The organism is Caballeronia pedi, assembly GCF_001544915.2.
In the GTDB taxonomy this organism is placed as follows: domain Bacteria; phylum Pseudomonadota; class Gammaproteobacteria; order Burkholderiales; family Burkholderiaceae; genus Caballeronia; species Caballeronia pedi.
In genome coordinates, this window is the sequence record NZ_FCOE02000036.1 from 20,426 (window position 1) to 32,980 (window position 12,555).

Here is a 12,555-nt window from a genome sequence, read left to right on the forward strand (position 1 = left end):
CTCCGTCGTCAGAAGTTGGTGTCGCTCGCGCCTTTCAGCTTGAGCATCTCGCGCGCTTCGGCGGGCGTCGCGATATCGAGCGACAGTCCTTCGATCACCTGGCGGATCTTCTTCACCTGCGCCGCGCTCGATTCGGCCAGCTTGCCCGGTTCGATCCACAGCGAGTCTTCGAGACCGACGCGCACGTTCGATCCCTGCGCGACGCCGATCGACCCGAGCGGAATCTGATGGCGGCCCGCGCCGAGTATCGACCACACGTAGTCGCTGCCGAAGAGACGATCCGCCGTGCGCTTCATATGCGCGAGATCCTCGGGATGCGGCCCGATGCCGCCCAGCAAACCGAACACGCTCTGCACGAAGAACGGCGGCTTGACGAGCCCGCGATCGACGAAGTGCGCGAGGTTGTACAGATGCGAGATGTCGTAGCATTCGTGCTCGAAACGTGTGCCGTTGTCGCTGCACGAAGTGAGGATGTATTCGATATCCGCGAAGGTGTTCTTGAACACCAGATCGCGGCTGTTCTCCAGATGCTTGCGCTCCCACTCGTACTTCAAGTCCTTGAAGCGCTCCAGCATCGGATAGAGGCCGAAGTTCATCGAGCCCATGTTGAGCGATGCGACTTCCGGCTTGAAGTGATGCGCGGGCTTCAAACGCTCCGCTACCGTCATGTGCGGACTGCCGCCGGTCGTGATGTTGATGACCGCATCCGTATTGGCCTTGATGCGCGGCAGGAATTCCTGAAACACGGCGGGGTCTTGCGTCGGATGGCCGTCGTTCGGATCGCGTGCGTGCAGATGCAGAATCGCGGCGCCTTCCTGCGCGGCCGCGAGCGCCGCATCGCCGATCTGTTGCGGCGTCAGCGGCAGATACGGCGACATCGAAGGCGTATGGATCGCCCCGGTCGGCGCGCATGTGATGATGACCTTGCGTTTCGTTGCCATGTGATCCTCGTTGTTTTAAAGGACTTCCACGTTGCCGCAGACCGAGATCGCCTGTCCCGAGATGCCGCTGCCCGCGGGCGAGCACAGAAAGAGCGCGGTGGCCGCGACTTCCTCGGGCGTCGTCATGCGGCGCAGCGAAACCTTCTCGAGATACTGCTTCTCCATCTCTTCATAGGAGAGGTTCAGTTGCTTCGCGCGCGCGGCGATCACACGTTCGATGCGCGGCCCTTTCACGATGCCCGGCTGAATCGCATTGACGCGGATATTCGACGGCCCCAGCTCGATCGCGAGGCTCTTGGTCATGCCGACGACCGCCCACTTCGTCGCGGCATAAGGCGTGCGGAATGCGTAGCCGAGCCGTCCCGCCACCGATGACAACGCGATGATCGTCCCGCCGCCATGCGCATCGCGCAGAAGCGGCACGGCGCGGCGCACGAAGTAGAACTGCGCATTCAGATTGACATCGATGGTCTGCTCCCACTCGTTCACGTCGATCTCGTCGATGCCGCCGGTCGGTCCGGCGATGCCCGCGTTGTTCACGAGCACGTCGAGCCCGCCGAGTTCGTTCTGCACATCGGCGAAAACGCGCTCGACCGCGTCCTTGTCGGATACATCCGCGAGCGTCGAGGTAATCGCGTTGCACTCGGCGCTCGCTTCGGCCTGCGCCAACGCATCGATCGCGTCGCGGCTCGCATCGCAGACATGCACGCGCGCGCCCGCATCGACGAACGCGCGCGCGATCACGAGCCCGATGCCCGATGCGCCGCCCGTCACGAGCACGCGCAAGCCCGCGTGCGGTTTCAGCATCTGAAGAACCGTCATGCCTGTCTCCTTTTCTTGTTGTCGTTGCCGCGCGACTCAGGTACGACTCACGCGCTTGCTTCGTTCGACATGTCGCCGCCTTGCAGGCGCTCCTGCAGATCGGCGGCCGCATCGCCGATGTCTTCTTCGATGCCCGCGCGCGCGCCTTCTCCGTCGCCTTTCCAGAGCGCTTCGACGATATGGCGATGCGCCGCCATCGAACGACGCATGTGGGGAATGTCGGGGGCGACGAGATTCAGGAACGGCCCGATGCGCATCCAGAGGTTCTGGATCGTCGAGAGCGTCAGATCGCTCGCGCCGTGCGTATAAATGGCGATGTGAAATTCGAAGTTGCTGCGCAGATACGCGGGCACGTCGCCCGCTTCGACATGCGCGTCCATCGTGTCGAAGATCGCTTGTAATGCTTCGAGATGCGCGCGCGTCATGCGCGATGCCGCGCGCTTCGCGACCGCCCCTTCCAGTGCGATGCGCACGTCGCGCAATTCGTCGAGCAGATCGAGCGTCATCGGCGGGACCATCAGCGCGCGGCCGGGCCCGTCGATCAATGCGCCTTCCGCCTGGAGCCGCGTGAGCGCTGCGCGCACCGGCATGGTCGAAGAGCCGACGGCTTCCGCGACGCTGCGCAGGCTCAGCAACTGTCCGGGCGCGAAGCGGCCCGTCATGATCGCCTGCCTCAACTGCGCATGGACGCGGCCGGCCATCGTTTCGCGTGCAACTAATTCGAGCGCGGGTAAGTCCGTCGTCGAGCGTGTCGCCACTCTCTGCCTCCGTTCTTTCGTTCGGCTGCTGCGATGCGTTTTGTGTGACCTGTGATCACACTTCAGTGGCTAAAGTTTCGGACGCGTGGGCGCGTGAGTCAACCTCGAATTGCTAGGTGAAAACGCTGACTCAAAAGCCGCTTTGATCGAGCGCAGTGCGGACAGGCGGTGAAACGTAGGATCGCGCAGCCTGAATGGCAGAAACATCGAGATGGTCGCGGTAGTGATTGGCGAGATAGCCCACACGGTCGACGACGACGCCGGGAACGATCGATGTGTTTTGCCCAAAATCCATGACATTGGCGACGACGAGTCGGTCGACTGCGCGCATGGTGTTGAGGAAGGTGTCGGTGAAAGGCGGATCGAACCGTTCCCACATGGCCACGATCAGTTCGATGTCACGCGCAGCGAGGCCCGGATACCATGCCGCCAAAACATGACACCGAAATTTTCGAAGGCCCGGGCGCGCAAGGTCCACCCGCGTCTTGGTGAAATTGCCACTATGGTCCCTGTGCTCGGTCAGCACCTGATCGACATTGGCAAGCTGTCCGCCTGCGACCATGATCGACATCGCGTAATCCAGGTCTTCGGCGCTGCCCGCGTCGTCGTCGAAGCGGATGCGATGCTCGCGAACGAACGAGCGCCGCACCATGAGCGTGCCGCCGCTCAGTGTGTTGAAACCCTCGAACAGGCGAGCTTTGAGATCGGCGTCTCCCAAAGTGCAGTACGCGATGCTGCCATCCGGAACACCATCGCCGAACACGCGGGCGTGCGATCCGGCCGCCGCCAGGCGCCGATTTTCCCTGAAGGCGTCGACCTGAACGGCGAAGCGGGTGGGAAGGGCGCGATCGTCGGAGTCGAGGCGCGCGATGAACTCGCCTCGCGCCGCGTCGAAGCCCGCGTTCGAGGCAATGCTGATGCCCTCGTTACGGTCGAAGCGAATCAGGCGAATGCGGCGGTCGTCGCCGGCCGCCTGGCGTGCGGCTGCCAGGGTTTGATCGGCGGAGCCATCGTCCACGACGATGAGTTCCCAGTCGTCGATAGTCTGAGCCCGGATCGAAGCGATCGCTTCGCCGATGAGCGATTCCGCGTTGAAAGCGGGAATGACGGCGGTGACGAGGGGCGAGGAAGACACGATCGCTGGTCCGGAAAGGATTGCAGGACAGACCGCTCAGCGGCTGTGAGGAGAGCCTGACAATTGTGCCCCAATCCACTCGCGATAATGCGCTTTTACCCACCGATGCAACGTTTTTGACGGATGTAACCGTTGATTGACGTCAACTTGTGAAACGATGCAATCGCGGCGAACAATCCTTCGGAATCCAGATCATGTGAACTTCCCCGACACCGCCCGCTGAATCTCCTCGAACGCGACCGGCTTGACGAGATGATGATCGAAGCCCGCTTCCTTCGAACGCTGCCGGTCATGCGCCTGCCCGTATCCCGTCACCGCGATCAGCAACGCATCGGCGGTTGCGGGCCGTGCGCGCAACTCGCCCGCAAGGCGATAGCCGTCCATCCCCGGCAAGCCGATATCGAGCAGCACGATCTGCGGCGCGAACACATCGGAGAGTGCGAGCGCTTCGGTCGCGTCGTGGGCCGTGCGCACGTCGAAGCCGTCCGCTTCGAGCAGGAGCGCCATCGCGGTGGCCGCGTCCACGCTGTCGTCGACGAGCAGCACGCGCCTGCCGCCGGCCACGCTCGCGGGCGTCTGCGGGACTCCCTGCGCGGCCACCTGCGCATTCTTCGCGAGCGGCAGCCACACGATGAACTCGCTGCCCGCCTGCGGCCCCGCCGAAAACGCCTCGATGCGCCCGCCCTGCAACTCGACGAGCGTCCTGGCAAGCGGCAGGCCGATGCCGAGCCCGCCCTCCGAGCGTTCGAGCGACGTCTCCGACTGCACGAACAGATCGAAGATATGCGGCAGCATGTCATGCGCGATGCCGATGCCCTTGTCGCGCACGACGATGCGCACTTCATCGCCGAACTGTTCGGTCTCGATCGCGATCTCGCCGTCTTCCAGGCTGTACTTCGATGCATTCGACAGCAGATTGCCGAACACCTGCGCGAGCCTGACGTTATCGCCGACGATATAAAGCGGCGCATCCGGCAGATTCACCGTCAGCGTATGGCGCTTTCGGTCGAGCGCGGGCTGCACGGTTTCGATCGCCGCCGCGATCGCCGCCGCGAGATCCACGGTTTCCTGACGCAGCGTGATCTTGCCCTGCGTGATGCGCGCGACATCGAGCAGATCGTCGACGAGACGGCTCAGATGCCGCACCTGTCTGTCGATGATCGCGCGCACCGTGGCGAAATGCTGCACGGACGGCTCGCGATGTGGATCGAGCAAGTCCACCGCGTTGCGAATCGGCGCGAGCGGATTGCGCAACTCGTGCGCGAGCATCGCGAGGAACTCGTCCTTGCGGCGGTCCGCTTCGCGCAACAGCAATTCGGCGGCCTTGCGCTCGGAGATATCGTTGACGATGCCCGCGATGCGATACGGCCGCGCCGGATGCCCGAGCGCGCCGCGCACCGGGAACGCGCGCTCCGCCACCCAGCGCGGGCCGCCGCTCGCGCGCACGATGCGATATTCGACCTGATACGGCGTGCCGTTCGCAAGCAGTTGCCGATACGCATCGGCGACGTGACCGCGATCCAGCGGAAGGATATCGCCGGACCAGTGATCCGGTCCGGGCACGGGCGCGGGTGCGCCGCCGCCGGTATCGAAGAGACGCGCGTAAGCGGGGCTCACGTACAGCAGTTCGCTGGATGCGGGATCGAGCATCCAGAATACGTCGTCGATATTTTCGGCGAGCTGGCGAAAGCGCTCTTCGCTCTCGCGCAGCGCGTTTTCCGCGAGTCGCACGCGCAGCAGGGCCCGCACATGCGCGATCAGTTCAGCCGGTTCGACCGGCTCGGTCAGATAACTATCCGCGCCGCCTTCGAGACCGCGAATGCGATCGAGGCTGTGCACGGCCGCCGCCGATGTCTGTAACACGAGCGCACTCGCGGTCTCCGGCGACGCCTTGATCTGGCGGCACACTTCGAGCCCGTTGATGTCGGGCAGCTTCACGTCGAGCAGCACGAGATCGGGCGCTTCGGCGCGCACGCGTTCCAGCGCGGCGGTGCCGGTCGCGGCCTCGATCACGTTGAAGCCCGCGCGCGACAGGATGCGCGTTTTCGCATAGCGCGCGCCGTCGTTGTCGTCGACGTTGAGGATGAGCACCTCGCTCCAGTCGCTTGTCATGATGCCCGCCCCTTGCCCGTAACCGCATCCAGCACGTTCGGCAGTTCGCCGCCGCCGACCGGCTTGCCGATGAACGCGGTCGCGCCCAGCGCCTGCGCTTCATGGCGATCGTCGCCCTCGCCGAGCACGACGATCGGAATGCCGCGCGTCGCGGCCTGCGCGCGCAGCGCGGCGAGCCAGATCCACGCTTCCGATGGCGCGGGCTGCACCGCGAGCAGCAACGCGGCAGGCTGCGTGTGCACGAGCAGGCGGCCGGCTTCGTCGAGCGTCGCGGCGCTCATCGAGCGATACGGCGATTCGCGCAGCGCCGCTTCGCAATCGAGCCGCTCGATCGGATTGCTCGCGACGATCAGCACGGCGGGCCGCGTATCGCTTGCCGCGTGACGCGCCGCGTCGAAGTCCGCGCCGTAGTGCGCCGGAATCGTCGCGCTGAAGACCGAGCCGCGCCCGACTTCGCTCGTGAGCGACACATCGCCGCCGAGCAGCTTGCAGAGCTTGCGGCACAGCGGCAAACCGAGACCCGTGCCCTTCGTGTATTGCTGAAGGCGATTTTCGACTTGCCCGAACTCCTCGAACACGACCGGCTGATGCTCGGGCGCGATGCCGATGCCCGTATCGGCGACGGAAAACGTGATGAGCCGGCGCGTCTCGTCATAGCTCGCGCTGACGCGCACTTCGCCGCGCTCGGTGAACTTGAGCGCGTTCGACACGAAGTTGCGCAGCACCTGCGCGACCTTGGCTTCGTCCGTGCGGATGGGCGGCAGGCCTTCGCACGAATCGAACACGAGCTCCACCGCGCCGCCCGGCGACAACGGCCGCAGCATGCCGCGCAGCGCCGAGAACAAGGTATCGACTTCGAATTCGGCGGGACGCACTTCGATCTTGCCCGCTTCGATCTTCGCGAGATCGAGCAGATCGTCGACCGTTTCCGACAGATCTTCCGCCGCCTTGCGGATGAAGCGCACCTGCTTTTCCTGCTCCTCGGTCAGCTCGCCGTCGATGCGCTCCAGCAGCAGCTTCGACAGCGCGCGGATCGACGAGAGCGGCGTGCGGAACTCGTGACTCATGTTCGATAGAAAGCGCGACTTCGATTCGTCCGCGCGGCGCAGATGATCGGCGCGCGCATCGAGTTCCGCATACAGCGCGACGACACCGCGATTGGTGTCTTCGAGTTCGCGCGTGAGGCGCGTCAGTTCTTCCTGGCGTTCGCGCAGATCGGCGAGCGCGGCGATCAGCTCGCGGTTCTGGCGTTGCAGCTCGGCGGTCGTGTCCTGACTCGATGGACGCGAGAGGACGAGCTTCACCGCCTGCACGTCACAGGGCGCGCCGTCGGGCAATGCCTTTGCCAGCGAGATCGACGTGACGCCGTCCGCTTCATCGGCGATCGCGCAGTGGTCCATCAGGCGCTGCGCCGCGAGCAGGCCGAGCGCGGCTTGCGAGTCGTCGTGGCGCATCGCGCGCAGCCGTTCGCCCGCGCCTGCGCCCGCCAGAAAACGCACGACGAAACGCGCCGGGCGCGCGGCGTCATCGACGAGAAATTCGGCGCGCGCCGCCTGCCCCGCGATCAGCACGGTGCGCGCGGCTTCGAGCACGGACGTGGAAATGCGCGTCTGATCCTGGGGCGAAAAGCCGAGCGCCGCGCTCGCGTCGCGCGCCTTCACGCGGGCCGCGACGATATCGCGCTCGCCTTCGATGCTCATCGCGTAGAGCGGCTGCATCATGGTGCGCCTCCCGACACGCGCGCGACGAACACGGTGACGTCGTCGCGGCCGCGCGTGCAGTCGCGGTACAGCACCGCCGCGACGAGCGCCGGATGCCGCATCGCGAGTCCCGGATAGCGCGCGAGATCCCAGCGCGAGGTGAGCCCGTCCGAATGCAGCACGACCAGCGCGTTCGGCGGATACGGCACATCGAACAGTTGCGCGCGCCGCGCCGCATGCCCGACGATGCCGGCATGCGACACCAGATGCCTGTGCGACGCTTCGCTCCATACGCTCGCCGAGATATTGCCGATGCCCGCGAACGTCACCGGCATGTCATTCACCGCCGGCGACGCCGGCATGCGCGCGATGCCGACCGCCGCGCCGCGCGTCGGGCGCAGCGCCTCGTTGGCGGCATCCATGATGTGGTCGAGCGGCAGATCGCCATTCGCGGCGAGCGCCTTCGCCGCTTCGATCGCGGCGACATGCGCGAGCGGACCGTGGCCGAGGCCATCGGCGACGAGCACGGTGAATTCGTCCCGGTTCGCGTGACACGCCCAGGCATCGCCGCTGACGGTTTCGGTTTGCAGCGGCAGGTTCACGACGCCATACGTCAGCGGCGCCGCCGGCAGGTTCGCCGCGCGCGGCGCATTCCAGAACACGACACGCAGCACGGTGCCGCGCCCCGGCGCGCTCCAGATGTCGAGCTCGCCGGAAAGACGCTCGATCGCGCCCATGCCGTTGCCGGGACTGCCCGCGGTCGTGTAGCCATCCTCGAAGCAGCGGTGCAGATCGGCGATGCCCGGGCCGCTGTCGATGCACAGCACTTCGATGCCGTAGCGCTGCGCGTCTGCGTTCGCATCGACGAGCGGGCGCACGAGCAGCTCGCCGCGCTGTGCGTGCTTGAGCAGGTTCGTGCCGCACTCGGTGACGACGATCGCGAGCTCGCCCGCCGTCGTCTCGTTGAAACCGAGCCCGCGCGCGAGTTCGCCGATCGAGCGCCGCGCGTAGGCGATCTGGCTCGCCTCGGCGATCTCGTAGCGCTGCTGCGCGGCCATCGATTCCTTCAGAACGGTTTCCATTTGGTGATCGAGACGTGCGTGCCTTCTCCCGGCGCCGAGCGGATATCGAACTCGTCGCACAGGCGTTTCGCGCCGCCGAGGCCGAGGCCCAGGCCGCTGCCCGAGGTGAAGCCATCGGAGAGCGCGCGTTGAATGTCCGGAATGCCGGGACCGTTGTCGACGAATTCGAGTCTGAGGCCGCGGCGGCCGTTGCGCTCGACGAGATAGCAATGGACGTCGCCGCCGCCACCATAGATGAGCGTGTTGCGTGCCAGCTCGCTCGCGGCGGTCACGAACTTGGTCTGATCGATGAGCGACAGCCCCTGCGCGACCGCCTTCTCGCGCACGAACTGGCGCAACCGCACGATCTGCTCGTCGGAGCGGATCGGCAGCGTGTCGGGCGGCGACGAGGACGTCGGCGCGGCTGTGGAGTTGAGGATCATCATGGCATCGTGTGCAGGCGGCCTCAGGCCATGCCGTTTTTCGCGAGGAGCGCCATGCCCTTCTCCACGTTGAGCGCCGTGCGCACACCCGAGAGCGTGAGCCCGAGCTCGACCAGCGTGATCGCCACCGATGGCTGCATGCCGACCACGACCGTTTCCGCATCGAGCACGCGCGCCATCGCCGCCGTGTTGCCGATCATGCGTCCGATGAACGAATCCACCACGTCGAGCGAGGAAATGTCGATCAGCACGCCGCGCGCGTTGTCCTTCACGATGCGGCTCGTCAGATCGTCCTGCAGCGTGAGCGCGAGCCGGTCATGCATGTCCACCTGAATGGTGACGAGCAGGAGCTTGCCCATCGTGAGAATCGGAATGCGTTCCATCGCTTGAGGCCCCGTTCAGTGCTTCGAGTGGCGCGACGCGCCGTCATTCCGCTTGCAGCGAATCGAATCCATCGCCCGGACGGCCGCCGCGCGGCGCGTCGTGCGCGAGCCCCGCCGACACCGACTTGCCCGTGCGCTGCAGCGCGACGACGAACGCCGACGCGAGCGTCGCCTTGGTCGTGACGTTCGAAAGGTTCACGCCGAGATGCACGATGGTCTGCGCGATCTGCGGGCGAATGCCGCTGATGATGCAGTCCGCGCCCATCAGCCGCGCCGCCGCGACCGTCTTCAGCAAGTGTTGTGCGACGAGCGTATCGACGGTCGGCACACCGGTGATGTCGATGATCGCAATGGCCGCGCCCGTCTCGACGATCTTCTGCAGCAGGTTCTCCATCACGACCTGCGTGCGCGCGGAATCGAGCGTGCCGATGAGCGGCAGCGCGAGCACGCCGTCCCATAACTGCACGACGGGCGTCGAGAGTTCGAGGAGTTCCTGCTGCTGACGCACGATGACCTGTTCCCGGCTCGCCTGGAAGACTTCGGTCGTGAACAGGCCGAGTTCGTCGAAGAGCGTGCTGATGGTCCAGGTGAGATCCGCGAGGGTCGCGGGATCGTCGGCGAGCGAGTCGCGCAGGCGCACGAAGAGCGGCTGCTTGAGCGAGAACACGAACATCGCCGTCTCGACCGGCGAGAAGCCCTGACGCGCGCGCTGCGAGGACATGTCCGCGAGAAACGCGCGCACGTCCTGCCACGCGGGCAATTTGAAATCGACGCGCTCGGACGTGCCGAGCACCGTCACCAAAAGCGAGACGAATTGCGTGAACTGATTGCGCAGCTCCGCCTCGCCGACGAGCCCGCGCCGTGACGCGATGGCGTGCTGCTGCGTGAACCATTCCGCGAGCAACTGTTCCTGGTTGTTGTTGAACAATTGCGCAAGCCGCATTCCGCCGACCATTTCCATGCCGCGATCCCTTGTGCGAATGATGTGATTGGTTTGTTGCGCCGCCGCGATGTTCATCGACATCAAGCGCGACGCAAGGCGCTCGGAATGTAGCATGCCGCCCCGAAATTCGACAGTCCGGAAAGCCTTATGGCGCAAGGGATTGGCGGATAGTTATGCCGCACGACGCCATGTTCGGGGTGATTCGGAAATTGCTGCCGGTCGTTCGCGGCAGGCTGAACAAAGACCGGTCAAATCTCCTGACGAACGCGTGAACCTTCAGCGCGACAGCAGAAAGAGTTCGAGCGCCTGCAGGCTGATAGGCTTGAGAAGAAAGCCGTCGAAGCGGGTCTCGCCGCTCGTCGCGACGAAATCGGTGTGGCCGGTCATCGCGATGATGCGTGCGCCGCTGTTCGGGCCTGCCGCGCGGATCGCGGTGCAGATTTCGCGGCCGTCGGAGTCCGGTAGCGAAATGTCGAGGAAGATGCTGTCGAAATGCTCGCGCGATGCGAGCGCGAGGCAACCGGCGCCGTCGTGCGCGACGGCCGACGTATGGCCCAGCCCGCTTGCGATGTCGACGAGAGTCTCGACACAGGCGCGATTGTCATCGACGAATAGCAGGTGCATCGTGGCTCGCTCCGGTTCGACGCGTCAGACAGTGTAGTGCATCGCCGATCACGCTCATGCTTTCATTCCGTCAGCGGCGAGGCTTTGTCCGCTGGAAGCTGTATCGACATGCCATGCCATGTATAGCGGCGCGAATATTTTTTTGTGTAGCGGGCGGTGCAATACTCGGGCGACTGTCTCTATCGACCCGCCGGAGCGCACATGGCCCAAACGATCCATCCCGTCGACGAAGTGCTGCCCATCGGTCAGATGCTTGCGGTCGGCATACAGCACGTGCTCGTGATGTACGCGGGCGCGATCGCGGTGCCGCTCATCATCGGCGCGGCGTTGAAGCTGCCGAAGGAGCAGATCGCGTTTCTAATCAGTTCGGACCTTTTTGCGTGCGGGATCGTCACGCTGGTGCAGTGCATCGGCGTATGGAAGTTCGGCATACGGCTGCCGGTCATCATGGGCGTGAGCTTCGCGCCGGTCGGGCCGATGGTCGCGATGGCTTCGTCCGGCGCGGGGCTTACGTCGATATTCGGCGCGACCATTGCGGCGGGCGTGTTCGCTATTTTGATCGCGCCGTTCTTCGGGCGGCTGATGCGTTTCTTTCCACCAATCGTCACGGGCACGATCATTCTCACGATCGGCATGACGCTCTTTCCGGTGGCGATCAACTGGGCGGGCGGCGGGCGCGGCGCGGCGAATTTCGGCGAGCCGAAGAACCTGATGATCGCGGCCATCGTGTTGCTTGCGATTCTGCTCATCAACAAGTACCTGAAGGGTTTCATCGCGAATATTTCGGTGTTGCTGGGCATGGCGATCGGCTTTGCGATCGCGTTGCCGCTCGGCTTCGTCGATTTCTCGGGCATCGGTCAGGCCGCGTGGTTCGCGCCGGTGCGGCCGTTCGCGTTCGGCATGCCGACTTTCGATATCGCGGCGATCGCGTCGCTGTGCCTCGTGATGGTCGTCATCATGGTGGAATCGCTCGGCATGTTTCTCGCACTCGGCGACCTCGCGATGAGGCCGGTGTCCCGTATCGATGCGACGCGCGGGTTGCGTACCGATGGTCTCGGCACGGTGATCGGCGGCATCTTCAATACGTTCCCGCATTCGTCGTTTTCGCAGAACATCGGGCTGGTGGGGATTACGGGCGTGAAGAGCCGCTGGGTCGTTGCGGTGTCGGGGGTGATCTTGATTCTGCTCGGGTTGTTGCCGAAGCTTTCCAATCTGATTGCTTCGATACCGGTCGTCGTGCTCGGGGGCGCGGGGATCGCGATGTTCGGGATGGTCGCGGCGACTGGCGTCAAGATCCTGAGCAAGGTCGATTTCGACAGCAAGAACAACTTGCTTATTATCGCGATCAGCTTGGGGGTGGGCGTGATTCCACTTGTTGCGCCCGCGTTTTTTGCGCACATGCCGGCGTGGGCGGGGCCGCTGACGCACAGCGGAATCACACTGGCTGCGGTGTTTGCTATCTTGCTCAATGCGCTGTTCAATCGCGGGCGCGATTCGGGGGACATCGAGATGGAGATCGCTGCCGAGATGCCGTTGAGCCTTCGGCAAGGGGATGTGGATGTCAGGGAATGATTTGTTGCTTTCGCCAAACCCGGACAAACCCACTACCATATAGAGGACCCCAAACGCCGCC

At 64.7% G+C, this 12,555-nt stretch carries 12 protein-coding genes; 1 reads left to right on the plus strand and 11 read right to left on the minus strand.

Annotation, left to right across the window (positions count from 1 at the left end; translation table 11 throughout):
• Positions 1-8: 8 nt before the first annotated feature.
• The 11 genes from kce to AWB80_RS33510 all read right to left on the minus strand — a co-directional run bounded on the left by kce (position 9) and on the right by AWB80_RS33510 (position 10,922).
• Positions 9-941: a 3,5-dioxohexanoate:acetyl-CoA acetone transferase gene (gene kce, locus AWB80_RS33460; protein WP_061178959.1), complete on the minus strand. Its 933-nt coding sequence runs from the start codon at positions 939-941 to the stop codon at positions 9-11.
• A 15-nt stretch (positions 942-956) separates the two neighbouring features.
• Complete coding sequence (locus tag AWB80_RS33465) at positions 957-1,763, minus strand: SDR family oxidoreductase (protein WP_061178960.1); 807 nt, start codon at positions 1,761-1,763, stop codon at positions 957-959.
• Positions 1,764-1,810: 47 nt separating this feature from the next.
• Positions 1,811-2,464, minus strand: coding sequence for a GntR family transcriptional regulator (locus tag AWB80_RS33470; RefSeq protein WP_061178961.1), 654 nt, complete (start codon positions 2,462-2,464; stop codon positions 1,811-1,813).
• 187 nt (positions 2,465-2,651) lie between these two features.
• Positions 2,652-3,656, minus strand: a complete 1,005-nt coding sequence (locus AWB80_RS33475) for a glycosyltransferase family 2 protein (RefSeq protein WP_061178962.1) — start codon at positions 3,654-3,656, stop codon at positions 2,652-2,654.
• Positions 3,657-3,848: 192 nt separating this feature from the next.
• Positions 3,849-5,768 carry a hybrid sensor histidine kinase/response regulator gene (locus tag AWB80_RS33480; RefSeq protein ID WP_061178963.1) on the minus strand — a complete coding sequence of 640 codons (1,920 nt, stop codon included), beginning with the start codon at positions 5,766-5,768 and terminating at the stop codon, positions 3,849-3,851.
• Positions 5,765-7,489 carry an ATP-binding response regulator gene (locus AWB80_RS33485; protein WP_061178964.1) on the minus strand — a complete coding sequence of 575 codons (1,725 nt, stop codon included), beginning with the start codon at positions 7,487-7,489 and terminating at the stop codon, positions 5,765-5,767. The genes AWB80_RS33480 and AWB80_RS33485 overlap by 4 nt, the downstream gene beginning before the upstream one ends.
• A complete protein-coding gene (locus AWB80_RS33490) occupies positions 7,486-8,550 on the minus strand; it encodes an anti-sigma regulatory factor (protein WP_061178965.1) in 1,065 nt (354 codons plus the stop codon). The genes AWB80_RS33485 and AWB80_RS33490 overlap by 4 nt, the downstream gene beginning before the upstream one ends.
• Entirely contained in the window at positions 8,535-8,975 is a 441-nt protein-coding gene (locus AWB80_RS33495) for an anti-sigma regulatory factor (RefSeq protein WP_061178966.1), read from the minus strand. Before AWB80_RS33495 ends, AWB80_RS33490 begins: the two co-directional genes overlap by 16 nt.
• Before the next feature lie 20 nt (positions 8,976-8,995).
• Entirely contained in the window at positions 8,996-9,355 is a 360-nt protein-coding gene (locus AWB80_RS33500) for an STAS domain-containing protein (RefSeq protein WP_061178967.1), read from the minus strand.
• A 43-nt stretch (positions 9,356-9,398) separates the two neighbouring features.
• A complete protein-coding gene (locus AWB80_RS33505) occupies positions 9,399-10,316 on the minus strand; it encodes an STAS domain-containing protein (RefSeq protein WP_061179013.1) in 918 nt (305 codons plus the stop codon).
• 258 nt (positions 10,317-10,574) lie between these two features.
• The gene (locus AWB80_RS33510) at positions 10,575-10,922 is read right to left on the minus strand and encodes a response regulator (RefSeq protein ID WP_061178968.1); all 348 of its coding nucleotides are present in this window, start codon (positions 10,920-10,922) and stop codon (positions 10,575-10,577) included.
• 201 nt (positions 10,923-11,123) lie between these two features.
• Between AWB80_RS33510 and AWB80_RS33515 the strand changes: the two genes are divergently transcribed.
• Positions 11,124-12,494 (plus strand): nucleobase:cation symporter-2 family protein, encoded by a 1,371-nt coding sequence (locus AWB80_RS33515; RefSeq protein WP_061178969.1) that lies wholly within the window; start codon positions 11,124-11,126, stop codon positions 12,492-12,494.
• Positions 12,495-12,555 lie beyond the last annotated feature (61 nt).